This is a genomic window from Variovorax paradoxus EPS (genome assembly GCF_000184745.1).
GTDB classification, from domain to species: Bacteria; Pseudomonadota; Gammaproteobacteria; order Burkholderiales; family Burkholderiaceae_C; genus Variovorax; species Variovorax paradoxus_C.
In genome coordinates, this window is record NC_014931.1 from 1,774,901 (window position 1) to 1,800,437 (window position 25,537).

Genomic DNA, 25,537 nt, shown 5'->3' on the forward strand with positions numbered 1-25,537 from the left:
TCCACGAAACAACAGGAGTTCCTCTATGGCCAAAGCACCGGCTCACGCCTTTGCGTCCACCCTCAAGACCTTCAAGACCGCATCGGGCAAGTCCGGCAAATACTGGTCCCTGAAGGAGCTGGCCAAGCAATACCCCACGATCGAGCGGCTGCCCGTGTCGATCCGCATCGTGCTCGAATCGGTGCTGCGCAATTGCGATGGCCAGAAGGTTTCGCCCAAGCACGTCGAAGAGCTGGCCCATTGGGCGCCCAACGCAGAGCGCACCGACGAGATTCCCTTTGTCGTCACCCGCGTCGTGCTGCAGGACTTCACCGGCGTGCCCCTTTTGGCCGACCTGGCCGCCATGCGCAGCGTGGCCGCCAAGCTGAACAAGTCGCCCAAGACCATCGAGCCGCTGGTGCCTGTCGACCTCGTGGTCGACCACTCGGTGATGGTCGACTACTACGGCACCCCCAAGGCGCTCGACCTCAACATGAAGCTGGAATTCCAGCGCAACAACGAGCGCTACCAGTTCATGAAGTGGGGCATGCAGGCCTTCGACACCTTCCGTGTCGTGCCGCCGGGCTTCGGCATCGTGCACCAGGTCAACCTCGAATACTTCGCGCGCGGTGTCTACAAGAGCCCGCATGACAACGCGGACGTGCCCGCCTACTACCCCGACTCGCTGGTCGGCACCGACAGCCACACCACCATGATCAACGGCATCGGCGTGGTCGGCTGGGGCGTGGGCGGCATCGAGGCCGAGGCCGCGATGCTGGGCCAGCCGGTCTACATGCTCACGCCCGATGTGGTGGGCTTCGAACTCACCGGCAAGCTGCGCGAAGGCGTCACGGCGACCGACCTGGTGCTGTACGTCACCGCGATCCTTCGCGCCGAAAAGGTGGTCGGCAAGTTCGTCGAATTCTTCGGCCCCGGCGCTGCATCGATCGCCGTGCCCGACCGCGCGACCATCGGGAACATGGCGCCCGAATACGGCGCGACGATGGGCTTCTTCCCGGTCGACGAAATGACCGTGGCTTACTTCGAAGGCACCGGCCGCACCAAGGAAGAGGTCGAGCGCTTCGAGGCCTACTACAAGGCGCAGGGCCTGTTCGGCATGCCCGCGCCGGGCGACATCGACTACACCAAGATCGTCAAGCTCGACCTGGGCACCGTGTCGCCGAGCCTCGCGGGCCCCAAGCGCCCGCAGGACCGCATCGACCTCGGTCACCTGTCCACCAAGTTCTCCGAGCTCTACAGCAAGCCCAACGACGCGAACGGCTTCAACCAGCCGCCCGAGAAGCTCAAGCAGCGCTATCCGCTCGCCATTGCCGGCCAGGGCGGCGACGAAGAGGCCGCCGCACCGCCGGCCGGCTCGCCGCGCGAACTGGTCGAGATGGTCGCCAACCGCTCGACCAAGGCCGCCGCGCACACCAGCGCCACGGCGCCGCCCGCGCCCAAGGGCCAGGTCACCATCGGCAACGGCGACGTGCTGATCGCGGCCATCACCTCGTGCACCAACACCTCGAACCCGAGCGTGATGCTCGCGGCGGGCCTCCTGGCGAAGAAGGCGGTGGAGGCTGGGCTCACGGTCAAGCCGCACATCAAGACCTCGCTGGCCCCGGGCTCGCGCATCGTCACCGAATACCTGGAGAAGGCGGGCCTCTTGCCGTACCTGGAGAAGCTGGGCTTCTACCTCGCGGGCTACGGCTGCACCACCTGCATCGGCAATGCCGGTGACCTCACGCCCGAGATCAACGAAGCCATCACCAAGAACGACCTCATCGGTGCGGCCGTGCTGTCGGGCAACCGCAATTTCGAGGCGCGCATCCATCCGAACCTGAAGGCCAACTTCCTGGCCTCGCCGCCGCTGGTGGTGGCCTTCGCGATCGCGGGCAACGTGATGACCGACCTCATGACCGAGCCCGTGGGCAAGGGCAAGAACGGCAAGGACGTGTACCTGGGCGACATCTGGCCTAGCCCGAAGGAAATCGACGAGAACCTGCGCTTTGCGATGAACGCCAAGTCGTTCCGCGCGAACTACGACAAGGTGAAGACCGACCCGGGCAAGTTCTGGAGCAGCATCAAGGGCACCGAGGGCCAGGTGTACGACTGGCCCAAGTCGACCTACATCGCCGAGCCGCCGTTCTTCGAGGGCTTCAAGATGAAGCCGCATGCCGCCGATGCGGGCTTCAAGGGCGCACGGATCATGGCGCTCTTCGGCGACTCGATCACCACCGACCATATCTCGCCGGCCGGCTCCATCAAGGAAAGCTCGCCCGCGGGCATCTGGCTCAAGGCGCACGGCGTGCCCAAGGCCGACTTCAACAGCTATGGCTCGCGCCGCGGCAACCACGACGTGATGATGCGCGGCACCTTCGCCAACGTGCGCATCAAGAACCTGATGATTCCGCCGGACGCCAACGGCACGCAGGAAGAGGGCGGCGTCACGCTGTTCCAGCCGGGCAACCAGAAGATGTTCATCTACGACGCCGCCATGAAGTACATGGAAGAGGGCACCCCCACGGTGGTGTTCGGCGGCGAGGAATACGGCACCGGCTCCTCGCGCGACTGGGCCGCCAAGGGCACGCAGCTCCTGGGCATCAAGGCCGTGGTGGCGCGCAGCTTCGAGCGCATCCACCGCGCCAACCTCGTCGGCATGGGCGTGCTGCCGCTGCAGTTCCGCGGCGCCGATTCGTGGCAGACGCTGGGTCTCACGGGCGACGAGAAGATCGACGTGGTGATCGGCGGCGAACTCAAGCCGCAGATGGACGTGAAGCTGGTCGTGCACCGCCCAGACGGCAACCACCAGGAGGTGACGGTGCGCCTTCGCATCGACACGCCGATCGAGGTCGACTACTACAAGCACGGCGGCATCCTGCCGTTCGTGCTGCGGCAGTTGCTGGCCGCCTGAGCTTGATCCGCGTCGGGCTCATCTCCGACACCCACGGCCTGCTGCGTCCGGAGGCCGTGGCTGCCCTGCAGGGCAGCGATTTCATCGTGCACGGCGGGGACATCGGCAACGCCGGCATCCTCGAAGCGCTGGCCGCCATCGCGCCGCTGACGGTCGTGCGCGGCAACAACGACCGGGAGCCGTGGGCCGACGGCATTGGCGAGTCGGAATTCCTGAAGGTGGGCGGCGTGGTGATCTACGCCATCCACGACCTCTCGCAGATCGACATCGATCCCGCCGGCGCCGGCGTCCGCGTGGTGGTCTCCGGCCACTCCCACAAGCCGAAGATCGAGGAGCGCGACGGCGTGCTCTACGTCAACCCGGGCAGCGCCGGCCCGCGGCGATTCAAATTGCCGATCGCGGTCGCCGAGCTCATCGTCGATGGCAATGCGGTGTCGGCGCGCATCGTCGAGCTCGTCTGAATTCCTCCTGCAGAAAAGCCCCGATCTTCGTGGTCATAGGGCTTTAGTCAGGTGTCTGCAATTGAGAATTGATAGCATCTAGGTTTTGCTTACAGGTGCGCCCGGTCTCCAGGGCGCCGCCCCACCGTGCGAACAAACGATTTCGGCACCGCGCCGGCCAACACCATGGCCGTCGCCCTGCGCCTCGACCAGCTTCCGAACAACCAGTGGGCCACCGTGCTCGACGTGGCGCGCCCCGAGGGCGTGGACGACCGCGAGCTCGTGCTGCGCCTGACCGAAATCGGCTTCGTGCCGGGCGAGGCCGTCCGCATCGTCGCGAGCGGCATTCCGGGCCGGGAGCCGCTGGCGGTGCGCCTGGGCCACACCACCTTCGCGCTGCGCCGCCACGAGGCCGCGCTCATCCACGTCACGCCGGGAGCCGCCAACCATGGCTGAAGCCGTCATCCAGGGACCCGGCGGCTTCGCCCCCACCGCCCAGCCGGGGCGCATCGCGCTGCTCGGCAATCCCAACTGCGGCAAGACCGCGCTCTTCAACCTCTTGACCGGCAGCCGCCAGAAGGTCGCCAACTACGCCGGCGTGACCGTCGAGCGCAAGGAAGGAACGCTGCGCACGCCCTCGGGCCGCCGCGTCTTCGTGCTCGACCTGCCGGGCGCCTACAGCCTGAACGCCCTCAGCGCCGACGAAGCCGTCACCCGCGACATCGTCACAGGCAAGAGCAACGAAGCGCTGCCCGACCTGCTGGTGTGCGTGACCGACGCCACCAACCTGCGCCTGAACCTGCGCCTCGTGCTCGAGGCGAAAAAGCTCGGCCTGCCGATGGTGGTCGCGCTCAACATGACCGACATGGCCAAGAAGCAGGGCATCGCGGTAGACACCGCCGTGCTCTCGCGCGAACTCGGCGTGCCGGTGATCGAAACTGTCGGTGTTCACACCGGCGGCGCGAAGAATTTGCTCGAAGCGCTCGACGCACCGGTCGCCGCCGCCGCACCGCAGCCCTGGCAGGCGCCCGGTCTGGACGACGTGCTCGCCACGCAGCGCGAGGTGCGCCGCATCCTCGGCCTCGCGGTGAAGGAGCCGGTCGGCAGCCTCGCCACCAGCGACCGCATCGACCGGGTGGTGATGCACCCGGTCTGGGGCATGGTGGTGCTGGCCGTCACGATGTTCCTGATGTTCCAGGCCGTGTTCAGCTGGGCCAACGTGCCGATGGACGCCATCAAGGCCGGCACCGAGGCGCTCGGCAACCTGCTTAAAACAGCCATTCCCGAAGGCATGCTGCAGAGCCTGCTGGTCGATGGCGTGATCGCGGGCGTGGGCGGCGTGATCGTGTTCCTGCCACAGATCCTGATCCTGTTCCTTTTCATCCTCGCGCTCGAAGACTCGGGCTACCTGCCGCGCGCGGCCTTCCTGCTCGACCGCGTGATGGGCACCGTGGGTCTGTCGGGCCGCTCGTTCATTCCGCTGCTCTCCAGCTTCGCCTGCGCCATTCCGGGCGTGATGGCGACCCGCACCATCAGCAACTGGCGCGACCGCATCACGACGATCATGATCGCGCCGCTCATGACCTGTTCGGCGCGGCTGCCGGTGTATGCGCTGCTGATCGCGGCGTTCATTCCGGCGCGCACCGTGGGCGGTGTCTTCAACCTGCAGGGCGTGGTGCTCTTCGCTCTGTATGTGTTCGGCATCGTCTCGGCGATGGCCGTGGCCTGGGTGATGAAGCGCTTTCGCGACAACACGCAGCATTCGCCGCTGCTGATGGAACTGCCGGCCTACCGCTGGCCGAACCTGCGCAACTTGGCGCTCGGCCTCTACGAGCGGGCGTGGATCTTCATCCAGCGCGTGGGCACGATCATCCTCACGCTCACGATCCTGCTGTGGTTCCTGTCGACCTTCCCGTCGCCACCCGAAGGCGCGACCGGACCGGCCATCCAGTACAGCCTGGCCGGCATGATCGGCCGCGGGCTCGAATACATCTTTGCGCCCATCGGCTTCAACTGGCAGATCTCGATCGCGCTGGTGCCGGGCATGGCGGCGCGCGAAGTGGCGGTGGGCGCGCTGGGCACGGTGTACGCGCTCTCGGCCACCGGCGACGACGTGGCGGGCGCGCTCGAACCGCTGATCGCCGGCAGCTGGTCGCTGGCGACGGCGCTGTCGCTGCTGGTCTGGTACGTGTTCGCGCCGCAATGCATCTCGACGCTGGCCGCCGTGAAGCGCGAGACGGCCTCGTGGAAGTACGTGTGGATCATGGCGGGCTATCTGTTCGCGCTCGCCTACGCGGCGTGCTTCATCACCTACCACGTTGCAGTGGCACTGGGCGCGGGTTAAAACCGCTCCTGACGCTGAAAGGTTTGAAGAAGAAATGACGCAACAACTGATCGTCGGATTGATCGTCGCAGCGGCTGCGTTCTACGCGGTCTGGCGCTGGATGCCCGCAGGCTGGCGGCGCAGCGCGGCCCACAAGCTCGCGGCCGGCACGCAGCGCGCCGGTCTGGTCGACCAGGAGCGTGCCAACCAGCTGGCCGCCTCGCTCGCCAAGACCTCGGGTTGCGGCTCGTGCGACACCTGCGGCAGCTGCGCGCCCAGGAAACCCGGCAACACCAAGGCCACGGAAGCCGACACGGCCCTCTCGAACAGCCGCTGAGATCGATGCCCACGCACATCCTCGTCGCCGGGGGCGGCATCGGGGGGCTGACCACGGCGCTGGCGCTTTCGCGGGGCCGGCACCGCGCCGATGTCTTCGAGCAGGCGGCGGTCTTCGGCGAGATCGGGGCCGGCGTGCAGCTCGGACCCAACGTCACGCGGCGCCTTCAACAACTGGACCTGGCCACCGGCCTCGCGAAGATCGCGGCGCGCCCCGATGCACTGGTGGTCCGCAGCGCCGGCAGCGATGCCGTGCTGGCCCGCCTGCCGCTGGGCGATGCGATGCAGCAGCGCTACGGCGCTCCCTACTTCTGCGCACACCGTGCCGACCTGCATGCACTGCTGCTCGAAGCGGTGCGCACGCGCGGCACCGGCACGCTGGTGACGGCCGCGCAGATCAAGCAGGTCGAGACCAGCGACGACCTCGTGTGCGTCTCGAGCGCCGATGCCCGCGCCTGGGAGGGCGAGGCGCTTGTGGGCGCCGATGGTCTCTGGAGCATGGTGCGGCGTCAACTCGATACGCCCGCGGCTGCGGAGCCACCTCGCGTCACCGGCCACACCGCATGGCGCGCGCTGGCCTTGCAGTCCGACTTGCCCGCGGCATTGCGGCGCCAGCAGATCGATGTGTGGCTGGGCCCGCATCTCCACGCCGTGGCGTACCCGGTGCGCGGTGGCGACTGGCTCAACGTGGTGGTCATCGCCGAATCCGCACCGGCCGGCGATGCACGCGACTGGGACCAGTCCAGCAGCATCGCGGCCCTGCAGCAGGCCACGGGCCGCAGCGGCGGCGGCCTGCAGGCGTTGCTCGAAGCGATGCCCGGCTGGCGCGCCTGGTCGCTCAGCGACCGCGCGCCGTTGACCTCCGCCGCCGACATGGCGCACGAGCGCGTCGCGCTAGTGGGCGATGCGGCGCATCCGATGGTGCCGTACCTCGCACAGGGCGCTGGCATGGCGATCGAGGATGCGGTCGCGCTGGCCGAAGCATTGGGCGATGGCAGCGCGGCCGAGGTGCCCGCAGCCTTCGCGCGCTACGCCGAGGCGCGCTGGCAGCGCAATGCGCAGGTGCAGGCCCGCGCGCGGCGCAACGGCGAGGTCTTTCATGCAACGGGCGCGATGCGCCTGGGGCGCGACCTCGCGATGCGCACGCTCGGCGCGCGCTTGCTCGACCAGCCCTGGCTGTACGGCGGTTGAATGAACCCCCGGGCCTTCAGAGCCTGAAGGTCTGCAGGTGTTCGATGCGTTCCGCCAGTCCTTCCGGCCCGAGGTAGTGCCCCAGCGAGCCATCGCGCACTTTCACCAATGTCGTTTCCAGTTCCGTCAGCATCGCATCGCGTTCCGCGACAAAGGCCGGCGGCACGTCGATGCCGGCTTCGGTGCAGGCATCGGCGATCAGGTGCGCGCTCGCGGGCGCACCGCATGCCACGCACTTGACGATAGCCGCCACGCTCGGCTCGGCGCCATTGGCCAGCAGCGCGCTCGTGAGTTCGGGCGCGATCTGGCCATCGACGTTGCGCAAGGCGTCGGCCGCCACCGGCGCGCCCGCACGCACCAAGGCCGCGGCCGCTGCGAAGGCACTCTGGCTCAACGCCACGTCAGTCGCGAGGGCGCTGCCTTGCTGCGGCCCGTCGAAGCTCACGCCCGAAGCCGCCAGATCGACCACCAGCGGCGCATCGTCGGTCGCGATCGCGTGGTGCAGCGCCGCGCGTGCGAGCGCTGAGTGACGGCGCAGCGTGCCGTCCGCGAGCGGCGTGCGCCAGTCGACCACGGCGCGGCAGTAGAAGGTGACCAGCTTGTCCATCAGGTCGAGGTCCAGCCCGTGGTCCTGATGGCGGTCGTCCAGGTACTGCAGCAGGGTCTGGCCCGAGAAGTAATCGCTCGTGGGGGCCAGCGGGTCTTCGTCGAGGTGCAATGCGGCGAAGGCGCCTTGCAGGTCCGGTGCGATGGTGCTCAACGTGTCTTCGTGCAAGGCGTGCGTCCAGGCCGGCGGCAGGCCCTGCTTCCATGCGATGACCCGGCCGTACGCCTCGCCGGGCTCGACCACGGCGTAGATGCGGTCGAGGTACTCGAAGCCGCCGAACGGCAGGTGCGTGAGCTTGCCGTTCCAGGGCGCGCCGTTCTCGGCAGCGGCGTCTTTGGCCAGCGCCTGCTCGTGCTCGATCCAGCCCTGCAGGTCGTGGTAGCCGTCGCTGCCGTCCCAGAAGAGTTCCGACCAGCTCACGCTCTCGATGTTGCCGTTCATCGGCAGCGCAAGGTCGTAGTCGAGGCGCCCGCCCGCCGTCTCTTGCCACAACGCGACCAGTGCCTCGGGAATCGGTCCTGCGCAGAGGGCCTGCACGGCGGCGATCTGCTGTGCCGGCATCGGCGGCTGCGCATCGAAGATCACGCGGTCCGCGAACATCACGACGCCGTGTGCCCGCAAGGTGGAGATCTCGTCGGGTGAGAACCGGATGTTGTGCATGGCAGTGGCCTCCGTCGTTGTTGCCAAAAATGTAGCGCTTTGCGCGGGTGTGGCAACCGGTACATGCGAGCGTTCAGCCTGTTGATTGCGAAACGACTGGCCATTCGATGCGTTCGAAGAGGCGCATCAGCCTCGCCTTGCGCGCCGGATTGAACTGGCCGATCCACGCGATGTGGCCCAGGAGGTGGCCGCGGAAATCGGCGACCTTCGCGCGGTTCTGGCTCGCGGGGCCGTGCAGCACGCACTGATGCAGCACTGCTTTCAAACGGTCGAAGTCGGCGCGCGGCGTATTCGCTTTCTCGTTCACGACCACGCCTGTCACGCGCTGTTGGTGATGCCGCGGCATGCAACGCACCTTGCGCGGATGAAGCGCGAAACCCTCGTCGGCCGAGATGCCATCGACCCAGGCACGCAGCGCGCTGAACCGTCCGCGCAGCGACGCGGGCCCCGAGAACACGAGGTCGTCCGCATAGCGCGTGTAGGTCGCGCCGAAGATCCACGCCAGCCCTTCGAGCCGCAGGTCGAGGCGAAAGGCGCACAGGTTCGCGAGCGCGGGCGAGCAGGGCGACCCCTGCGGCAGATGCGGCTCGGCCAGGCGCTTGGCGCCCATCCAGTCGAGCCCGCCGTCGTCGCGAAGGCGCTCGATCACCGCTGCCGACGTGCGGTGCGTGCACAGCGCGGTGAGAGCGCGCGCCACGCCCTCGGGATAGCCCAGCGTGCGCCACAGCGCATGCACACGCGAGGCGCGAATGCTGGGAAAGAAGTCGCGCAGGTCGAAGCCGATCACCACCTCCTTGCCAACGTGCGCGGCCGCATGGCTCGCGACCGAGCGTTCCTGCACGAAGCCGTGGGCGGCCTCATGCACGGGCACCCGCTGCAGCAGGTCGTCGAGGATGCGACGCTGCGCACGTTTGAGGTCGGCCTTGGGAATCTCGAGCAACCGCAGACCGCCGAGGCGCTTGGGCTGCAACTGGTAGCGGTAGTGCGATGCGAGGCGAGGGCTCGATGCGTCGGGTGTACGGAAGGCCTGCGATGCGGCGGTGAGCCATGCGAGGCGGTCGGGTTCGAGTTCGAGCCATTGCGCAAGATCGGCCAGCGTGGGCAGCCGAGGCAAGGCGAAGTGATCGAGGCCCATCGGGCGCGGGAGCATGTCGGCGGGACGCAGGATGAGCCTGCGGATGCGGGGCGGCTCGTCCTGTTCGAAGGCGAGTTCCAGCGCTGGCGTCTCGAGGATCGCCTGCGTCAGTCCGGGAAGATCGGTGCGCTCCCAAGTCGCGAGCGATCGCTTGCCGAGTTCTTCGGCCAGCAGTTTCAGCCACGGCAGGTTGACGCCAAGTGCCGCCTCGGCCCGCGCACGCAACGCATCCGGCGTGGTGCCGCCGGGCTGCCTCGCGTCGGCCAGCAGGGCATGCGCGAGGCCGCGTGCAATCCATTCCCTGTAGCTCGGTTCGCGCGTCGTCATGAAGGCGGTGAAGTGGAACGAAGGTGGCAACCGGCCCTTCAACCAGCCGGTGATGCGCCAGCTGCGCTGCGCGACAGCGCAGTCCCGCTCACGCGCCGAAATGTGTACCCATCCATCCACCGCGGGGGTGCCCCGCAGCACAAGGAAAGCGACGAATCGCTTGCCTTGTCGAGTCTTGAAGGTCCGGTGCCGCGGCGATTGTTGCACGCGGCCTGCGACGCTCAGAGGTCGGTGCGCAGCTTCCAGATCTCGGGGAACAGCACCACGTCGAGCATCTTGCGCAGGTAGCTCACGCCGCCCGTGCCGCCGGTGCCGCGCTTGAAGCCGATCACGCGTTCGACCGTCGTCACATGGCGAAAGCGCCAGAGGCGGAAGGCGTCTTCGAGGTCGGTGAGTTTTTCGCCGAGCTGGTACAGGTCCCAGTGGTCGTGCGGGTTGCGGTAGACCACGAGCCATGCCGCCTCGACGCCGTCGCTCGATTCGTAAGGCTGCGTCCAGTCGCGCTCCAGCCGGTCGGCTGGCACCGGCAGGCCGTGGCGCGCGAGAAGGCGCAGGGACTCGTCGTAGAGCGACGGCGAGCGGTAGGCCGCTTCGACCTGCGCGAGCAGATCGGCGCGGTGCGCGTGCGGCTTGAGCATCGCGGCGTTCTTGTTGCCGAGCGCGAACTCGATGCAGCGGTACTGCGCGCTCTGGAAGCCGCTGGAGTTCGCGAGGTAGGGGCGCATCGCCGTGTACTCGGGCGGCGTCATGGTCGAGAGCACGGTCCATGCGCTCACGAGCTGCTCCATGATGCGGCTCACGCGCGCGAGCATCTTGAAGGCGTCGGCCAGCTTCTCGTCGGCGATGCAGGTGGTGGCGGCGCGCAGTTCGTGCAGCATCAGCTTCATCCAGAGCTCGCTGGTCTGGTGCTGCACGATGAACAGCATTTCGTCGTGCGCGGGCGAAAGCGGATGCTGGGCGTTGAGGATCTCGTCCAGGTGCAGGTAGTCGCCGTAGCTCATCGACTTGCTGAAGTCCAGCTGCGCCTTCTCTTCGTGGACGATGTTCTCGGGGGATTTGTCTGTGCTCATGATGTGTGCCGGCCGGTCATCGCCAGACCACGGCGGTGTAGGAAGACAGGCCCATGCCGGATTCTTTCTTCGGATAGACGAAGCGCACGACCTCGTTCTTGCGCTTGAACTCCTGGTAGGTCTCGCCGCCCGGGATGCGGCCCTTGTCGGCCGGTGCGTAGCCCGCGGCGCGAGCTTCCTTCACGAGCACGTCGAAGACAGCCTTGTCGGTCGTCGAGAACTGGATGCTGTTTTCGCCGGCGCGGTTTTCCACATAGGTGGACTTCATGACGTTGGTGGTGTGGTCGCCCGCGAACTTGTCGTACTCGATCATGCTGACCCACTCGGTCGTGGTCTTGTCCCGGTAAGAGAACCCCTGGCGCTTGATCTCCTGCCGGAAGGCGTCGGGAGACATGGCGACGAAGGCCTTGAGCTGGGGCAGGGTGAAGTTCGGCTGCTGCGCGAAGGCCGGGGCAGCCAGCATCAGGAGCGACGCGAAGAACGCGATCAATCGATGTTTCATGGAAAGGCGTTGCTCAGGTCACTGCGTTCTTGCGGTTGAATTCTTCGCGCTTCCACTCGCCGGATTCGAGCACCTGCACGAGGTGTTCGACCGAGTTCCACACGTCCTCGAAGCCGATGTACAGCGGCGTGAAGCCGAAGCGCAGGATGTCGGGCATCTGCGAATCGCCGGCGCGGTAGTCGCCGATGACGCCGCGCGCGATCAGCGCCTGCACGATGGCGTAGGCGCCTTCTTCGCGGCTGAGGCAGACCTGCGAGCCGCGCTGTGCGTGGTCGCGCGGGGTGATGAGCGAGAGACCTTGTCCGGCGCAGCGCTCCTCGACCAGCGCGATGAAGAGGTCGGTGAGCGCGAGCGACTTGGTGCGCAGCGCAGCCATCGCGCCCTGGTCCTTGTTGAAGGCTTCGGCGGCAAGCACGGTGTCCAGGCCGCATTCCAGACCCGCCAGCGCAATGATGGGTTGCGTGCCGCAGAGATAGCGGCCGACGCCCGGCGCGGGACGGTAGTGCGGCGTGAATTCGAATGGCGCCGCATGCCCCCACCAACCCGACAGCGGCTGCTCGAACTGGCCCGCGTGCTTCGTATTGACCCAGGCGAAAGCCGGTGCGCCGGGGCCGCCGTTCAGGTACTTGTAGCCGCAGCCGATCGCGTAGTCGGCGTTGCTGTCGTTGAGTGCGACCGGCACGGCGCCCGCGCTGTGCGCGAGGTCCCACACCGTGAGCGCGCCGGCTGCGTGCGCGGCGGCCGTGATGGCCTTCATATCGTGCATTTCGCCGGTGCGGTAGTTAACGTGCGTGAGCATCAACACGGCCACTTCGTCTGTCAGCACCGCAGGTAGTTCGCTCGCGTCGATCAGCTTGAGCGTGAAGCCGCGCTCGCGGCACAGCGACTCGGCGATGTAGAGGTCGGTCGGGAAGTTGCTGCGCTCGCTCACCACCAGCCTGCGGCCGCTTTCCTTCTGCTGCGAGAGCGCGGCGAACAGCACCTTGTAGAGATTGACCGAGGTGCTGTCGGTGCACACCACTTCGCCGGGCGCTGCGCCGATGAGTCGGGCCACCTTGTCGCCCAGGCGCTGCGGCAGGTCGAACCAACTGGCGGTGTTCCACGAGCGGATGAGGCCTTCGCCCCATTCCTTGGTCACGACTTCGGCGATGCGGGCTGGCGCGGACTTGGGCAGCACGCCGAGCGAGTTGCCGTCGAGGTACAGCACGCCCTCGGGAAGGATGAATTGGTCGCGCAGGGCGCGCAGCGGGTCTTGCGCGTCGAGCGCGCGGCAGTCTGCAAGGGTCGTCATGGTGAAAGGTTTCAGCGGGGAAGATCGCGCAGCACGGCGCGAACGGGAGAAGCATCGGCGCTCACCAGCTTGAGCGGCAGCGCGATGAGTTCGTAGTCGCCCTCGGGCACGGCGTCGAGCACGAGGTTTTCGAGCACGCGCAGGTCCAGGCGGCGAATGCGTTGGTGGCTCTCCAGCGTCTTGCTGTCGGCCGGGTCGATGCTGGCGGTGTCGATGCCGATGAGCTTCACGCCCATCGCCGCGAGGCGCTCGACGGTGGCGGGCGCATAGGCCGCCAGTTGCGGGTCCCAGTGGCCAACCGGCATGGTGGCGTAGGTGCGCACCAGCACGCGGGGCGGCAGGTCGCTCGTGACCGCATGCGCGATGTGCTCCCACTCGATCAGCGGCCCCTTGGCGATCGCATGGATCACCCGGCACGGGCCGAGGAAGGGCGCGAGGTCGACGTGGCCGATGGTCTGGCCCTCGGGGTCGTAGTGCAGAGGCGCATCGGCATGCGCGCCGATGTGGGGCGAGAGCTTGATCTCGCTGACGTTGACCGGGCACTCCGGTGAAATGGTCGCGGCCCAGCGCTGCTGGTAGGGCGTGTCGCCGGGGAACACCGGCGCGCCTTCATGCACCGGAGGGGAGATGTCCCAGACGCGGGGTTGGGGTTGCAGAGAACGCATGGCGCGAAGTTAGCGCCGGGCGAGGGGTCGTGGTGTCGGTTATTTCCAACACACCTCGTGACCAGATGCTGTGACTCAGGCGTCCAGCGCGGGGAGGCCGTGCCGGGCGCGCGCCCGTTCGCAGGCGTCGCTGCCGGACTGCAACTCGTGGCACGGGTTGGGGCGCCATTCGTAGATGCCGCAGGCGACGGTCTGGCCGATCTTTCCGGTGAGCGCCGCGCAGCGCATCGGCGTGTGGTCGGTGCCGCGCATTCGGCAGAGCGCGTCGTTCACCTCGACTGCAAGGCCGGACGGCACGCGGCCACCGTTCTCGTCGAGCTCATGCACGCTGAAATCGACGCGGTAGCTGGCGCAGCAGGCGCCGCATTGCTGGCAAGGAGACACGCGGCCGCGCCTTCTTTCTCAGGTGCTCGTCAGAGCCTGCCGAGCAGCAGGAACTCCATCAAAGCCTTTTGTGCGTGGAGGCGGTTCTCGGCCTCGTCCCACACGACTGACTGCGGGCCGTCGATGACCTCGGCCTGCACTTCCTCCCCACGGTGCGCGGGCAGGCAGTGCATGAAGAGGGCGCCGGGCTGGGCGATGCGCATCATGTCCTCGTCGACGCACCAATCGGCGAAGGCCTTGCGGCGCGCCTCGTTCTCGGCCTCGTAGCCCATGCTGGTCCAGACGTCGGTGGTGACGAGGTCGGCGCCGCGGCAGGCTTCCATCGGGTCCTTGAAGACCTTGTAGCTGTCGCCCGAGCGGATGCCGGCGATCGACTGGTCCACCTCGTAGCCGCTGGGCGTGCTCACGTGCACCGTGAAGCCCAGGATCTCGGCCGCCTGCAGCCAGGTGTTGGCCATGTTGTTGCCGTCGCCCACCCAGGCCACGGTCTTGCCCTGGATCGATCCGCGGTGCTCGATGTACGTGAAGATGTCCGCCAGGATCTGGCAGGGGTGGAACTCGTTCGTGAGGCCGTTGATGACCGGCACGCGCGAGTGCGCGGCGAAGGCATCGATCTTGGTCTGCTCATAGGTGCGGATCATCACGAGGTCGACCATGCGGCTGATGACCTTGGCGCTGTCCTCGATGGGCTCGGCGCGGCCCAGCTGGCTGTCGCCGGTGGTCAGGTGCACCACGCTGCCGCCCAGCTGGTACATGCCGGCCTCGAAGCTCACGCGGGTGCGCGTGCTGGCCTTCTCGAAGATCATGGCCAGCGTGCGGTCGACCAGCGGCTGGTGCTTTTCATACGTCTTGAACTTCTTCTTGATGATCGCCATGCGATCGAAGAGGTAGACGTACTCGTCGGCCGTGAGGTCGGCGAACTGCAGGTAGTGGCGGATGGTGGGCTGTGTCGTGGCGGTCGTCATTGCGCGGCAGGCTCCGACAGGAAGTTTTTGACGATCGGCGCGAGGATCGCGACGATTTCGTCGGCCTCGGCAATGCTCAGGATGAGCGGCGGCACGAGGCGGATCACCTTGTCGGCGGTCACGCTCAGCAGCAGGCCGGCGTCGCAGGCGCGGTTCAGGATCACGCCGCAGGGACGGTCGAGTTCGATGCCGAGCATCAGGCCCTGGCCGCGGATTTCCTTCACGCCGGGCAGGCCGCCGATTTCGCGTTCCAGTGCTGCTTTCAGGTGCGCGCCGACGGTGGCGGCGTTCTCGAGCAGCTTGTGCTCTTCCATGATGCGGATGGTTTCCACGCCGGCACGCATCGCGAGCGGGTTGCCGCCGAAGGTGGTGCCGTGGTTGCCCGGTCCGAAGATGTTGGCGGCCTTCGGGCCGGCCACCACGGCGCCGATCGGCACTCCCGAGCCCAGGCCCTTGGCCAGAGGCATCACGTCGGGCTTGATGCCCGCCCACTGGTGCGCGAACCACTTGCCGGTGCGGCCCATGCCGCACTGCACTTCATCGATCATCATGAGCCAGTCGCGCTCGTCGCAGAGTTGGCGCACTTGCTTCAGGTAGTCCACGCGCATCGGGTTGATGCCGCCTTCGCCCTGGATGGTCTCGAAGAACACGGCCACCACGTTGGGGTTGCCTTCGGTGGCCTTCTTGAGCGCCTCGATGTCGTTCAGCGGCACGCGGATGAAGCCCTCGACCAGCGGGCCGAAGCCGGCCTGCACCTTGGGGTTGCCGGTGGCCGACAGGGTGGCGATGCTGCGGCCGTGGAAGGCGGCTTCGTAGACGACGATTTCGGGACGCTCGATGCCCTTGTCGTGGCCGTACTTGCGCGCCAGCTTGAGGGCCGCTTCGTTGGCTTCGAGACCGGTGCAGCAGAAGAAGGCGTTGGTCAGGCCCGAGAGCTCGGTCAGCTTGGTGGCGAGCTGCTCCTGGCCGGGCACGTGGTAATAGTTGGAGCTGTGGATCAGCTTGGTCAGCTGGTCCTGCAGCGCGGGCACCAGCTCGGGGTGGTTGTGGCCCAGCGTGTTGACGGCGATGCCGCCCAGGCCGTCCAGGTAGGCCTTGCCCGCGGTGTCCCAGACTCGGCAGCCCTGGCCATGCGACAGTGCGATCGGCAGGCGACCGTAGGTGTTCATGACGTGGGGCGAGGTGGGTTGGGCGGTAGCGCTCATTGGGTTCTCCAGATAGGGAACGCGGATTCTAGGCGTGCGTTTTGACGGCTTCGTTGAGGATTCCGCATTACAGCAATGCCCGCTCTTCAGGATGCAAAAAGTGCCCCGGATAGAATCCGTTGCTGCACCGCAGCACCTGTTTCGGTCGCCTCAATCAACGATGATTTCCCCCACCGCCAAAGAAATCTTCATCCAGGGCATCACCCGTGATGGCCGGACCTTCCGCCCCAGCGACTGGGCCGAGCGGCTGGCGGGCGTCATGAGCTCCTTCCGGCCCGGCGGCGCCTTTCCGGGCAGTTATCTGAGCTATTCGCCGTGGTGCGTGCCGACGAGCATCAACGGGATCAAGTGCGTGATCGTGAACCGCGACCTGCGCGATGCCGAGCCCATGGCCTGGGATTTCTGCGTGAACTTCGCAAAAGACAACGACCTGCAGGTCTCCGAGGTGTGTCCGGCGGCGCCCGCACCGGCCGCGCCGAAGGCCGCGCAGACCCCGGTGGCGACCGTGGTGCGGTCGGAGCCCACCGCGCCGGTGATTCCCGTCGAGCAGCCCAAAACCTGACGCCCATGAAAAAACCGCCCGAAGGCGGTTTTTTACACTTTGCTGCAGCGCACCCCGATCAAACGGCGGACCGGAGAATTCCGATCCGGGCTTGCCTGACAGGTGTCAGGCGGCGGCCTTTTCAGGCGCGAGGGCGAGGGCCTTGACCTTGGCCGACAGGCGGCTCTTGTCGCGGGCTGCCTTGTTCTTGTGGAAGATGCCCTTGTCGGCGACGGTGTCGACGATGCTCTGGGCCTTCGCGAACAGTTCGCTTGCCTTGGTCTTGTCGCCAGCCAGAACAGCCTTTTCGACGTTCTTGACCGCGGTACGGTATTTGGAGCGCAGCGAGGTGTTCGCAGCGTTGAGCTTGGTGTCCTGGCGGACGCGCTTACGGCCGGAGGCGAGGCGCGGGTTCTTTTTCTTGGGCTTGGCGGATGCCATGATTTAGTTCCTTAGGTGTCTGAGGATGATGCAGCAAAGCCCGCGATTATAAGCTGGCCGGCCCTCCCCAGCCAATTTGGCCGATTTGGTGGCCCTTGGGCACCCCTACACTCGCCCGGTGTCCCTGCTCAAATCCGCCTCCACCGTTTCCCTGCTGACCCTCGCCTCGCGCATCACGGGCCTCGTGCGCGACGTGCTTTTCGCCTCGGTGTTCGGCGTCAGCGCGCTCACCGATGCTTTCAACGTCGCCTTTCGCATCCCCAACCTGTTCCGGCGGGTCTTCGGCGAAGGCGCCTTCAGCCAGGCCTTCGTGCCAGTGCTGGCCGGGCGCAAGACGGAATCCGGCGAGGAGGGCGCCAAGGAGCTGATCGACCACGTCGCCACGCTGCTGACCTGGACCCTGCTGGTGGTCTGCGTGGCCGGCGTGGTCGGCGCGCCGCTCTTGGTCTGGGCCATGGCCAGCGGCTTGAAGGGATTCGACGCGGCCATCGTCATGACGCGCTGGATGTTCCCCTACATCGGCTTCATGTCGCTGGTGGCGCTGGCGGGCGGCATCCTCAATACATGGCGCAAGTTTGCGGTGCCGGCGGCCTCGCCGGTGCTGCTGAACCTGGCGCTGATCTTTTCCATCGTGGTCGGCGCACCGCTGTTCCGGCGCTATGGCATCGAGCCGATCTACGCCCAGTGCGTGGGCGTGCTGGTCGGCGGCGTGCTGCAGCTGGCCCTGCAGATTCCCGCGTTGCGCGCGCTCAACCTGATGCCGCGCGTCGGCGCGAGCTTCAAGGCGCTGCGCGCCGCCTGGACCGACCCGACCACCCGCAAGGTGATGAAGCTGATGCTCCCCGCGTTGCTCGGCGTGAGCGTCGCGCAGATCTCGCTGCTCATCAACACGCAGATCGCCTCGCACCTCGCGACCGGCAGCGTGACTTGGGTGGTCAACGCCGACCGCTTGATGGAGTTCCCCACAGCAATGCTCGGCGTCGCGCTCGGCGTGGTGCTGATGCCGCAGCTGTCCAGCGCCCGCGCTGCCAAGGACGACGCGCGCTATTCCGCGCTCCTCGACTGGGGCCTTCGCCTCGTGGTGCTGCTCTCTGCCCCGTGTGCCATCGCGCTTTTGCTCTTCGCGCAGCCGCTGGTCGCTGTGCTCTTCCACAACGGCGCTTTCGGCGACGAGGACGTGAAACGCACCACCCTGGCGCTGATGGGCTACGGCGTGGGCCTGGTCGGCATCGTGGCCATCAAGATCCTCGCGCCCGGCTACTACGCAAAGCAGGACACGCGCACACCGATGCTGATCGCCGTGGGCGTGCTGGTATTCACTCAGGTGCTCAATTTCTTCCTGGTGCCGGTGCTGCAGCATGCGGCACTGACGCTCACGATCGCCATCGGCGCGCTGGTCAATGCAACCTGGCTGCTGGTGGGCCTCGTGCGCCGCGGCAGCTACAAGCCCGAACCCGGCTGGGGCAAGTTCACGCTGCAGGTTTTGGCCGGTACGCTGGTGCTGGCGGCTTTCCTGGTGTGGGGCGCACGCTATTTCGACTGGATCGGCCTGCGCGCGCAGCCCCTGCATCGCATCGGCCTCCTGGCCGGGCTCGTCGCGGGCGCCGCGCTGATCTATTTCGCCATCCTGGCGGCCGTTGGGGTGCGGCTGCGCAGTTTCATGCGCCGTTAGGCCGCCTGGCGATACCTGTGCAATACGCATGTGTCCCGCCTTGACGCTCCCCGGATGCTCCTCTACAAAGACACATGACGTTCACATTTCAGGTCCCAACCGCTCTGGAATATTTCGAATCGCTCGTCCGCAGCGATGACCATTTCCCGCTGCTCGAGGCGGCCGCCAGCCTGGCGCAAGACGAATACCCCGAACTCGATGTCCAGCAGGTCCTCGGCGACGTCGACCAACTCCTCGCCCGCCTGAAGCGCCGCCTCCCGGCCGACGCCGCACCGCTCGCCCGGCTGCGCGCGCTGAACCAGTTCTTCTTCAACGACCTGAACTTCGGCGGCAACGTCAACGACTACTACGACCCGGACAACAGCTACCTGAACGCCGTGCTGCGCACCCGCCGCGGCATTCCGATTTCGCTGGCGGTGCTGTGGATGGAACTGGCGCAGGGCCTGGGCCTGCAGGCACGCGGCATCGGATTTCCGGGCCACTTCATGCTCAAGGTCACGCTGCCCAAGGGGCAGGTGGTGATCGATCCGTTCACCGGCAAGTCGCTCTCGCGCGAAGAGCTTGGCGAGCGGCTGGAGCCCTACAAGCGCAGCAACGGGCTGGTCGGCGACTTCGACGTGCCGCTGGGCCTCTACCTGCAACCGGCCAGTTCGCGCGAGATCATTGGCCGCATGCTGCGCAACCTGAAGGAAGTGCACCGCGCGCAGGAAGACTGGCAGCGCGCCATCGCCGTGCAGGATCGCCTGATCGCGCTCTTGCCCAGCGCCTGGGGCGAGTACCGCGACCGCGGCATCGCGCACGCGGAGCAGGGCAACACCGCGCTGGCGGTGCACGACCTGGAGGTCTACCTGACCCACGCGGAGGACGCCCTGGACATCGACGCCATCGCCGAGCGCGTGGCCGCCTTGCGACGAACGGCCAACGGATGACCGCTAAGGCCGGCGTGAGCGGCGTGGGCGGCACGGCGCCCGACCTGGGCACCCTGCACGAATTCCATGGCGTGCAGCCGGTTTTGCCCGTATCGGATGTGTCCCGCGCCGCACGCTGGTTTCGCGACGTGCTGGGCTTCGAACTCGACTTCATCGCCGGCGAGCCGCCCAGCTATGCGCGGGTGAAAAAGGGCGACCGCAGCTACGGCGATCCCGTCTACCTGCGCCTCTGGCAGTGCAACACCCGCGGAACTCCGCCCTGGCGCGGCGAAATCGTCATCCACGTGGGCAAGGACATCGACGGCCTGCACGACGCCTATGTGAAGCGCGGCGTGACGGTCATCGAGCCGCCTGTCTCCCAACCCTGGGGCCTGCGCGAATTCGCGATCCGCGAACCCGATGGACATGTGCTGCGCTTCTGCGGCTACTTGCCCTGAATTTCTGAAACGCAAAATTACATCTGGACCGATGCGAGCGTGTCGATCCGGCTTCCGTTCGTCCGACGTGAGTACAGGAGCAGGCGATTTCAGCGGCTCCCGATTTCATCAACTTTCAGGAGAAACGACATGCGATTCATGATTCTGGTCAAGGCGAACAAGGATTCCGAAGCGGGCGTGATGCCCAGCACCGAAATCCTCACCGAGATGGGCAAGTTCAACGAAGAGCTGGTCAAGGCCGGCGTGCTGCTGGCGGGCGAGGGCCTGCATCCCAGTTCCAAGGGCGCGCGCGTGCGCTGCGAAGGCTCGAAGCGCACCGTGATCGACGGGCCCTTCGCTGAAACCAAGGAACTGCTGGCCGGCTTCTGGCTGCTGCAGGTCAAGTCGAAGGAAGAAGCCATCGAGTGGATCAAGCGCAGCCCCTTCCAGGAGGGCGAGATCGAGATCCGCCAGGTGTTCGAAGCCACCGACTTCGGCGATTCGATGACGCCCGAACTGCTGGCGCAGGAAGACCGCCTGCGGGCCGAATCCGCCAAGCGCACCGGCGCTGCAGGCTGAACACTCGAATCCCAAGGAGACACACCATGCGATTCATGATGCTGATGATTCCCCACGGCTACGAGACGGCCGCCCCCGGCACGATGCCCGAGGACCGCGAGGCGATGGCCGCGATGATGGCCTACAACGAATCCCTGCAGAAAGCCGGCGTGCTGATCAGCTGCGACGGCCTGCATCCACCCTCGATGGGCGCGCGCGTGAGCTTTCCGGGGCGCAAGCCGAAGGTGGTCGACGGCCCCTTCGCCGAGGTCAAGGAAGTGCTGGGCGGCTACTGGGTCATCGAAGTCGCTTCGCGCGCCGAGGCCATCGAATGGGCCACGCGCTGCCCGGGCGGGGAGAACGAGGTCATCGAGGTGCGGCAGATCCAGGAACTGGAGGATTATTCGCCCGACCTACAGGCCGTGGCCGAGAGCTTCCCGTCGATGCAGACGGTGAAGAAATAGCCGTCTTACTGTTCGCGAACCAGCCGGGTGCCCACGAGCGTGTAGCGCGTGTCCGGTGCGTTCCAGTTGCGGTACGCGGCGCGCGCGTAGAACGGCCAGGTGTGCCAGGAGCCCCCGCGGCGCACCCGCACCGTGCCCTCGGCTGGGCCCTGCGGGTCGTCGACCGGGGAGCGCGCGTAGTATTCCTCGCCATGCCAATCGGCCACCCACTCCCAGGCATTGCCGTGCATGTCGTAGAGGCCCCAGGCGTTCGGCGCGAAGCTGCCGACCGGCGCGGTGAATGCGAAGCCGTCGTCGCCTTTCAGCGCCATCGGCGCCCAGCGCGGCCAGTACCTGGCGGTGCGCGCATCGAACACGTTGGCCGTGCGCAGCAGCGATTGCGGATCGTCGCCCGCGCTGTAGCGCGTGCGGGTGCCGGCGCGGCAGGCGTATTCCCACTCGGCCTCGGTCGGCAGCCGGTAGCGCTTGCCTTCGGACTTGCTCAGCCAAGCGGCAAGCGCCTGCGCGTCGTTCCAGGTCACGTTGACGACGGGGTGCTCGTCGCTTTGTGCAAAGCCCGGGTTGCGCCAGGAGTAGCGCACGTCCCGCCCTTCGAAGGCATCGCCGCGCCGGGTCGTGGCCGGGTCGTAGTCGGCGCGCCAGCCGTAGCCGCCGGTGCCATCGGCGACCGACTCCGGCACGTAACCCGAGGCTTCGACAAAACGGCGGAACTGGCCGACCGTCACCTCGTGCTGACCCATCCAGAACGAGCGCGTGATGCGCACGCGATGCACCGGCCCCTCGTCGCCCAGCTTGGTGAAACGCTCCTTCGGCAGCTCGGGGTAGGCGGCGGCCAGCGCTTCGGGCGTCTCGTCGCTGCCCATCATGAATTCGCCGGCCGGCAACTTGACGAAGGCCATGCCGAGGCTGTTGCGTTCGACCTCGGCAGCCTGGACGCTGCCCAGGATGAGGCACAGGATCAGAAGACACTGTTTCATGGCCGCATGCTAGCGCGCGCAACGAGCGCAAAAGAGGGGGCTGTAGCGTGAGCGACAGCAGGGACCAAGCGGCCATCCACCGCGCCATCGACGCCGTCTGGCGCATGGAATCGGCCAAGATCATCGCCACCGTCGCGCGCATGGTGCGCGACGTGGGCCTGGCCGAAGAACTGGCGCAGGACGCCTTGGTCGCCGCGCTGGAGCAATGGCCCGGGGCCGGCGTGCCCGACAACCCCGCCGCCTGGCTCACGCAGGTGGCCAAGCACCGCGCTCTCGACCGCTTGCGCCACGGCCAGCTGGCCGAACGCAAGGCGCCCAAGATCGGCCGCGAACTCGACGCGCAGCACGAGATGGCGCAGGCCGATTTCGCCGAAGCGGTCGATGCGGCCATCGACGACGACATCGGCGACGATTTGCTGCGCCTCGTCTTCACCGCCTGCCACCCGGTGCTTTCGACCGAGGCGCGCGTGGCGCTCACATTGCGGCTGATGGGCGGCCTCACGACCGACGAGATCGCCCGCGCCTTCCTGGTGCAGGAGGCCACTGTGGCGCAGCGCATCGTGCGCGCCAAGCGCACCCTGCTCGAGGCGCGCGTGCCTTTCGAGGTGCCGCGCCGCCACGAGCTCGAAGCGCGTCTGGCTTCGGTGCTCGAGGTGCTCTACCTGATCTTCAACGAGGGCTACTCGGCCACCGCCGGCGACGACTGGATGCGTCCCGCGCTCTGCGATGAGGCGATGCGCCTGGGCCGCATCGTGGCCGGGCTGGTACCCGACGCGTCGGAGGTGCACGGCCTCGTGGCGCTGATGGAAATCCAGGCCTCCCGCACGGCTGCGCGCGTCGGCGCCTCGGGCGAACCGGTGCTGCTGCTCGAACAGAACCGCGCGCGCTGGGACCAGATGCTGATCCGCCGCGGCCTCGCGGGACTCGCGCGGGCGGAGGCGTTAGGCGCACTGGGCCCCTACGCCTTGCAGGCCGCCATCGCCGCCTGCCACGGCCGCGCGCGCACCGCCGAGGAGACCGACTGGCCGCGCATCGCCGCGCTCTACGACGCGCTGGCCGAACTTGCACCGTCACCCATCGTCGAACTCAATCGCGCGGTCGCGCTGTCGATGGCCTTCGGGCCGGCGGCGGGGCTCGAGGTGGTCGATGCGCTCATGGACGAGCCGGCGCTCAAGGGCTACCACCTGCTGCCGACGGTGCGCGGCGATCTGCTCTTCAAGCTCGGCCGCCGCGACGAGGCGCGCAAGGAATTCGACCGCGCCGCCTCGCTCACGCGCAACACCCGCGAACAGGCGTTGCTGCGGGCGCGTGCGCGGGCCTGCACGGCCTAAGTCTTCAGTGCGGTGTTCGCTTCCGACGGCGAGCCGGGCAATCCGAACTGGTGCCACGCCCGCCGCAGTTGCGTGTCGGAGCCGAAGCCCGACAGCTCCGCCGCACGCGTGACGCTCGCGCCCGACGACAGCGCCAGTTGCGCCGCCGCGAGCCGCAGCCGCCGCAAATAGGCCAGCGGCGCCACGCCCGCATGCTCCACGAAGAGCCGCGTGAGGTGCCGCGCCGAGGTGTGGGCTACCTGGGCCATGCGCGGCACGCTCCATTCGGCCTGCGGCTGTTCGCTCACGGCGTCCTGCACGCGGTGCAGTGCGGCGTGCAGGTGGTTGCGGTAGGCCAGAAAGGGCGAGAGCTCCGGGTCGTGCGGGCCGCGCCGCAGCGCCACCACCATCGTCTGCGCCACTTGCGCCGCGAGCGCTTCGCCGCAGGTCTCGGCGATGCGATGCAGCACGAGGTCGATGCCGGTCGTGACGCCCGCGCTGCTGTAGAGCGGCGGATCGATCACGAACACGCGGTTGCTCACCACGTCGCAGCGCGGCTCCACCGCGCGCAACTCGTCCAGGTGATGGTGGTGTGTGGTGGCGCGCCGCCCCGCGAGCGCGCCGGCATGCGCCGCCAGCACCGCTCCCGCGCAGACCGTGACCAGCTCGACGCGGCCGCGCTCGAAACGCTGGCCGCGCAGCCAGTGCAGCAGGTCCTGTGTCTCGGGGTTGTCGATGGCGATGGTCTGGCCGGTCAGGCCGACGAGCACGACCCAGGCGGGGCCGTCCCATTGCGCGGGCAGCGGCGAGAGCCCGGCGAGCGCGACGCCGACCGAGGCCATGGACGTCGGCCGCGGGCTGGCGAACTCGATCGCGAAACGCTCGGGCCGGCCCGACGCCACGAGCCGCTGGTTCGCGATCCGCAGCGCCTCGGCCGGCCCGGCCCAGTCGAGCACGAGGCTGCCGGGGAGCAGCACGAAAACTACGCGGATGGGTGGCTGCTGTTGTGCGTCCATGCGTAGTCCATCTGGCGCGCGGTGCGTTCGGCCAACGCGCGGCCTGCGAGGCGCTCGACCAGGTGCAGGCTCATGTCGATGCCTGCGCTGATCCCGGCCGAACTGACGATGCGGCCGGTGTCGACCCAGCGCTCGTCGTCGCGCACGTCGAGTTTCGGGAATTGCGCGCGCAGGTCGGCGATGTCTTCCCAGTGCGTGGTGACGGCCTCCTGCGTGACCACGCCGCTCCTGGCGAGCAGGAAGACGCCGGTGCAGACCGAGGCGACGATCTGCGCGCCGGCCGCGCAATCGGCGATCCAGCGCAGGGTTTCGGGGCTCGCCATCGGCGCATCGACCACGCCGCCGGGAACGATCAGCACGTCGGCGGCCGGGTTGCTTGCGACGGTGTGGTCGGCGAGCAGTTGCAGGCCGGCTCGCGCCTGTACGGGCCGGCCGGGCGACGTGAGCGCGACCGACGCGACTTCGAACGGCGCCGCCGTGCCCGGCTGCAGGCGCTGGCTGACGCGGCTGGCGGTGGTGAACACCTCGAAGGGGCCGGCGAAATCCAACGCCTCGACGCCGTCGTAGGCCAGGATCAGCACGCGCAACGCGGTCATGCCACTGAACCAGCGCGTTCCAGCGCCTGCGGCACGCTGCAGATCGTCGCGAAACGGCCGGCCAGCACGGCGGCGGTGCGCGACTTGATGTCGGCCGCCAGCAGCGGTTGGCCGTCGGGCTGCACCATGTCGAAGGTCAGCGTGGCGTCGGTCACGTAGTCGACCTCCCAGCCCAGGTCCGAGGCGTGGCGGGTGGTGGTTTCGCAGCACTGCTCGGTGCGAATGCCGCTCACGATCAGCCGGCGGATGCCGTTCTCGGTGAGCCAGACATCGAGCCCGCTGTTGACCAGCGCGCTGTGGCGGTGCTTGGTGAAGGTGGCGGCAGCCTGGAACGGCACGAGCCCGTCGATTGGGTGGACATGGCCGGATTCCACGGCAAATGGATTGCTCGCATCGCTGGGCTCATCGACATGGAAGATGCGCACGATCGGCAGGCCGGCCGCCGCGGCGCCTTCGATCAGCGCGTTCTGGGCGGCGAAGTAGGGCGCCGCGACGCTTTCGTCCCAGTAGGCGCGCTGGCGGAACGATTCCTGGGCGTCGATCACAATCAGACAGGTTTTCATGGCGGTGGCTGGCGCGGAAGCGGAGTGGATGATGCCGCCAATTCTTATGCGCCGCCAGGG

General features: G+C 67.5%; 27 protein-coding genes. 13 read left to right on the forward strand and 14 right to left on the reverse strand.

What is annotated here, in order from left to right:
- Positions 1-25: 25 nt before the first annotated feature.
- The 6 genes from VARPA_RS07980 (at position 26) to VARPA_RS08005 (ending at position 7,183) form a co-directional block, all read left to right on the forward strand.
- A complete protein-coding gene (locus VARPA_RS07980) occupies positions 26-2,893 on the forward strand; it encodes an aconitate hydratase (protein WP_013540044.1) in 2,868 nt (955 codons plus the stop codon).
- Between the two features lie 2 nt (positions 2,894-2,895).
- Complete coding sequence (locus tag VARPA_RS07985) at positions 2,896-3,354, forward strand: metallophosphoesterase family protein (protein WP_013540045.1); 459 nt, start codon at positions 2,896-2,898, stop codon at positions 3,352-3,354.
- Positions 3,355-3,480: 126 nt separating this feature from the next.
- On the forward strand, positions 3,481-3,789 hold the full coding sequence (locus VARPA_RS07990) for a FeoA family protein (RefSeq protein ID WP_041942817.1): 309 nt from the start codon (positions 3,481-3,483) through the stop codon (positions 3,787-3,789).
- Positions 3,782-5,677, forward strand: a complete 1,896-nt coding sequence (gene feoB / locus VARPA_RS07995) for a ferrous iron transporter B (protein ID WP_013540047.1) — start codon at positions 3,782-3,784, stop codon at positions 5,675-5,677. Before VARPA_RS07990 ends, feoB begins: the two co-directional genes overlap by 8 nt.
- Before the next feature lie 34 nt (positions 5,678-5,711).
- Positions 5,712-5,993: a DUF6587 family protein gene (locus VARPA_RS08000; protein ID WP_013540048.1), complete on the forward strand. Its 282-nt coding sequence runs from the start codon at positions 5,712-5,714 to the stop codon at positions 5,991-5,993.
- Positions 5,994-5,998: 5 nt separating this feature from the next.
- Positions 5,999-7,183: an FAD-dependent monooxygenase gene (locus tag VARPA_RS08005; protein WP_013540049.1), complete on the forward strand. Its 1,185-nt coding sequence runs from the start codon at positions 5,999-6,001 to the stop codon at positions 7,181-7,183.
- Positions 7,184-7,199: 16 nt separating this feature from the next.
- Here the strand turns inward: VARPA_RS08005 and VARPA_RS08010 are convergent, their stop codons facing one another.
- The 9 genes from VARPA_RS08010 to VARPA_RS08050 all read right to left on the reverse strand — a co-directional run bounded on the left by VARPA_RS08010 (position 7,200) and on the right by VARPA_RS08050 (position 15,994).
- Positions 7,200-8,450: a hypothetical protein gene (locus VARPA_RS08010; RefSeq protein WP_013540050.1), complete on the reverse strand. Its 1,251-nt coding sequence runs from the start codon at positions 8,448-8,450 to the stop codon at positions 7,200-7,202.
- A 73-nt stretch (positions 8,451-8,523) separates the two neighbouring features.
- Complete coding sequence (locus VARPA_RS08015; protein ID WP_013540051.1) at positions 8,524-9,912, reverse strand: reverse transcriptase family protein; 1,389 nt, start codon at positions 9,910-9,912, stop codon at positions 8,524-8,526.
- Positions 9,913-10,133: 221 nt separating this feature from the next.
- Positions 10,134-10,982: a tryptophan 2,3-dioxygenase gene (gene kynA, locus VARPA_RS08020; RefSeq protein WP_013540052.1), complete on the reverse strand. Its 849-nt coding sequence runs from the start codon at positions 10,980-10,982 to the stop codon at positions 10,134-10,136.
- Positions 10,983-10,998: 16 nt separating this feature from the next.
- Positions 10,999-11,484, reverse strand: a complete 486-nt coding sequence (locus VARPA_RS08025) for a hypothetical protein (protein WP_013540053.1) — start codon at positions 11,482-11,484, stop codon at positions 10,999-11,001.
- Positions 11,485-11,497: 13 nt separating this feature from the next.
- Complete coding sequence (kynU, locus tag VARPA_RS08030; protein ID WP_013540054.1) at positions 11,498-12,775, reverse strand: kynureninase; 1,278 nt, start codon at positions 12,773-12,775, stop codon at positions 11,498-11,500.
- A gap of 11 nt (positions 12,776-12,786) precedes the next feature.
- A complete protein-coding gene (kynB, locus tag VARPA_RS08035) occupies positions 12,787-13,440 on the reverse strand; it encodes an arylformamidase (RefSeq protein WP_013540055.1) in 654 nt (217 codons plus the stop codon).
- Positions 13,441-13,515: 75 nt separating this feature from the next.
- On the reverse strand, positions 13,516-13,824 hold the full coding sequence (locus VARPA_RS08040) for a YkgJ family cysteine cluster protein (RefSeq protein ID WP_013540056.1): 309 nt from the start codon (positions 13,822-13,824) through the stop codon (positions 13,516-13,518).
- A 29-nt stretch (positions 13,825-13,853) separates the two neighbouring features.
- On the reverse strand, positions 13,854-14,789 hold the full coding sequence (gene argF / locus VARPA_RS08045; protein WP_013540057.1) for an ornithine carbamoyltransferase: 936 nt from the start codon (positions 14,787-14,789) through the stop codon (positions 13,854-13,856).
- Positions 14,786-15,994, reverse strand: coding sequence for an aspartate aminotransferase family protein (locus tag VARPA_RS08050; RefSeq protein WP_013540058.1), 1,209 nt, complete (start codon positions 15,992-15,994; stop codon positions 14,786-14,788). Before VARPA_RS08050 ends, argF begins: the two co-directional genes overlap by 4 nt.
- Positions 15,995-16,154: 160 nt before the next feature.
- On the opposite strand from VARPA_RS08050, the gene VARPA_RS08055 reads away from it, so the two are divergent.
- Positions 16,155-16,556 carry a DUF3579 domain-containing protein gene (locus tag VARPA_RS08055; RefSeq protein WP_013540059.1) on the forward strand — a complete coding sequence of 134 codons (402 nt, stop codon included), beginning with the start codon at positions 16,155-16,157 and terminating at the stop codon, positions 16,554-16,556.
- A 105-nt stretch (positions 16,557-16,661) separates the two neighbouring features.
- On the opposite strand, the gene rpsT is transcribed toward VARPA_RS08055, so the two are convergent.
- Entirely contained in the window at positions 16,662-16,976 is a 315-nt protein-coding gene (gene rpsT / locus VARPA_RS08060) for a 30S ribosomal protein S20 (RefSeq protein ID WP_007831346.1), read from the reverse strand.
- Between the two features lie 118 nt (positions 16,977-17,094).
- Here rpsT and murJ point away from each other — a divergent pair, with 118 nt between their 5' ends.
- The 5 genes from murJ (at position 17,095) to VARPA_RS08085 (ending at position 21,015) form a co-directional block, all read left to right on the forward strand.
- Positions 17,095-18,648: a murein biosynthesis integral membrane protein MurJ gene (murJ, locus tag VARPA_RS08065; RefSeq protein WP_041942818.1), complete on the forward strand. Its 1,554-nt coding sequence runs from the start codon at positions 17,095-17,097 to the stop codon at positions 18,646-18,648.
- A 74-nt stretch (positions 18,649-18,722) separates the two neighbouring features.
- Positions 18,723-19,577 carry a SirB1 family protein gene (locus VARPA_RS08070; RefSeq protein WP_013540061.1) on the forward strand — a complete coding sequence of 285 codons (855 nt, stop codon included), beginning with the start codon at positions 18,723-18,725 and terminating at the stop codon, positions 19,575-19,577.
- Positions 19,574-20,014: a bleomycin resistance protein gene (locus VARPA_RS08075; RefSeq protein WP_013540062.1), complete on the forward strand. Its 441-nt coding sequence runs from the start codon at positions 19,574-19,576 to the stop codon at positions 20,012-20,014. Before VARPA_RS08070 ends, VARPA_RS08075 begins: the two co-directional genes overlap by 4 nt.
- 129 nt (positions 20,015-20,143) lie before the next feature.
- Positions 20,144-20,572, forward strand: a complete 429-nt coding sequence (locus VARPA_RS08080; RefSeq protein WP_013540063.1) for a YciI family protein — start codon at positions 20,144-20,146, stop codon at positions 20,570-20,572.
- A gap of 26 nt (positions 20,573-20,598) precedes the next feature.
- Positions 20,599-21,015 (forward strand): YciI family protein, encoded by a 417-nt coding sequence (locus tag VARPA_RS08085; protein ID WP_013540064.1) that lies wholly within the window; start codon positions 20,599-20,601, stop codon positions 21,013-21,015.
- A gap of 5 nt (positions 21,016-21,020) precedes the next feature.
- Here VARPA_RS08085 and VARPA_RS08090 read toward each other — a convergent pair whose 3' ends face one another.
- Positions 21,021-21,992, reverse strand: coding sequence for a formylglycine-generating enzyme family protein (locus tag VARPA_RS08090; protein ID WP_013540065.1), 972 nt, complete (start codon positions 21,990-21,992; stop codon positions 21,021-21,023).
- 104 nt (positions 21,993-22,096) lie between these two features.
- On the opposite strand from VARPA_RS08090, the gene VARPA_RS08095 reads away from it, so the two are divergent.
- On the forward strand, positions 22,097-23,323 hold the full coding sequence (locus VARPA_RS08095) for an RNA polymerase sigma factor (protein WP_234975045.1): 1,227 nt from the start codon (positions 22,097-22,099) through the stop codon (positions 23,321-23,323).
- On the opposite strand, the gene VARPA_RS08100 is transcribed toward VARPA_RS08095, so the two are convergent.
- The 3 genes from VARPA_RS08100 to VARPA_RS08110 are packed head-to-tail and all read right to left on the reverse strand — an operon-like array spanning position 23,320 to position 25,477.
- Positions 23,320-24,318, reverse strand: a complete 999-nt coding sequence (locus VARPA_RS08100; RefSeq protein ID WP_013540067.1) for a GlxA family transcriptional regulator — start codon at positions 24,316-24,318, stop codon at positions 23,320-23,322. The genes VARPA_RS08095 and VARPA_RS08100 overlap by 4 nt on opposite strands.
- Positions 24,285-24,914 (reverse strand): DJ-1/PfpI family protein, encoded by a 630-nt coding sequence (locus VARPA_RS08105; protein ID WP_013540068.1) that lies wholly within the window; start codon positions 24,912-24,914, stop codon positions 24,285-24,287. Before VARPA_RS08105 ends, VARPA_RS08100 begins: the two co-directional genes overlap by 34 nt.
- Positions 24,911-25,477 (reverse strand): cysteine hydrolase family protein, encoded by a 567-nt coding sequence (locus VARPA_RS08110; protein ID WP_013540069.1) that lies wholly within the window; start codon positions 25,475-25,477, stop codon positions 24,911-24,913. The genes VARPA_RS08105 and VARPA_RS08110 overlap by 4 nt, the downstream gene beginning before the upstream one ends.
- Between the last annotated feature and the right edge of the window lie 60 nt (positions 25,478-25,537).

Coding starts and splice junctions, on each gene's coding strand:
- kynA (WP_013540052.1), bottom strand. CDS start 10,982: ATGAGCACAGACAAATCCCCCGAGAACATCGTCCACGAAGAGAAGGCG.
- VARPA_RS08105 (WP_013540068.1), bottom strand. CDS start 24,914: ATGACCGCGTTGCGCGTGCTGATCCTGGCCTACGACGGCGTCGAGGCG.
- VARPA_RS08010 (WP_013540050.1), bottom strand. CDS start 8,450: ATGCACAACATCCGGTTCTCACCCGACGAGATCTCCACCTTGCGGGCA.
- VARPA_RS08085 (WP_013540064.1), top strand. CDS start 20,599: ATGCGATTCATGATGCTGATGATTCCCCACGGCTACGAGACGGCCGCC.
- VARPA_RS07980 (WP_013540044.1), top strand. CDS start 26: ATGGCCAAAGCACCGGCTCACGCCTTTGCGTCCACCCTCAAGACCTTC.
- VARPA_RS08000 (WP_013540048.1), top strand. CDS start 5,712: ATGACGCAACAACTGATCGTCGGATTGATCGTCGCAGCGGCTGCGTTC.
- VARPA_RS08075 (WP_013540062.1), top strand. CDS start 19,574: ATGACCGCTAAGGCCGGCGTGAGCGGCGTGGGCGGCACGGCGCCCGAC.
- VARPA_RS08100 (WP_013540067.1), bottom strand. CDS start 24,318: ATGGACGCACAACAGCAGCCACCCATCCGCGTAGTTTTCGTGCTGCTC.
- VARPA_RS08110 (WP_013540069.1), bottom strand. CDS start 25,477: ATGAAAACCTGTCTGATTGTGATCGACGCCCAGGAATCGTTCCGCCAG.
- VARPA_RS08095 (WP_234975045.1), top strand. CDS start 22,097: ATGGAATCGGCCAAGATCATCGCCACCGTCGCGCGCATGGTGCGCGAC.
- VARPA_RS08015 (WP_013540051.1), bottom strand. CDS start 9,912: ATGACGACGCGCGAACCGAGCTACAGGGAATGGATTGCACGCGGCCTC.
- VARPA_RS08080 (WP_013540063.1), top strand. CDS start 20,144: ATGCGATTCATGATTCTGGTCAAGGCGAACAAGGATTCCGAAGCGGGC.
- VARPA_RS08050 (WP_013540058.1), bottom strand. CDS start 15,994: ATGAGCGCTACCGCCCAACCCACCTCGCCCCACGTCATGAACACCTAC.
- VARPA_RS08090 (WP_013540065.1), bottom strand. CDS start 21,992: ATGAAACAGTGTCTTCTGATCCTGTGCCTCATCCTGGGCAGCGTCCAG.
- kynU (WP_013540054.1), bottom strand. CDS start 12,775: ATGACGACCCTTGCAGACTGCCGCGCGCTCGACGCGCAAGACCCGCTG.
- kynB (WP_013540055.1), bottom strand. CDS start 13,440: ATGCGTTCTCTGCAACCCCAACCCCGCGTCTGGGACATCTCCCCTCCG.
- feoB (WP_013540047.1), top strand. CDS start 3,782: ATGGCTGAAGCCGTCATCCAGGGACCCGGCGGCTTCGCCCCCACCGCC.
- argF (WP_013540057.1), bottom strand. CDS start 14,789: ATGACGACCGCCACGACACAGCCCACCATCCGCCACTACCTGCAGTTC.
- VARPA_RS08005 (WP_013540049.1), top strand. CDS start 5,999: ATGCCCACGCACATCCTCGTCGCCGGGGGCGGCATCGGGGGGCTGACC.
- VARPA_RS08025 (WP_013540053.1), bottom strand. CDS start 11,484: ATGAAACATCGATTGATCGCGTTCTTCGCGTCGCTCCTGATGCTGGCT.
- rpsT (WP_007831346.1), bottom strand. CDS start 16,976: ATGGCATCCGCCAAGCCCAAGAAAAAGAACCCGCGCCTCGCCTCCGGC.
- VARPA_RS08070 (WP_013540061.1), top strand. CDS start 18,723: ATGACGTTCACATTTCAGGTCCCAACCGCTCTGGAATATTTCGAATCG.
- VARPA_RS08055 (WP_013540059.1), top strand. CDS start 16,155: ATGATTTCCCCCACCGCCAAAGAAATCTTCATCCAGGGCATCACCCGT.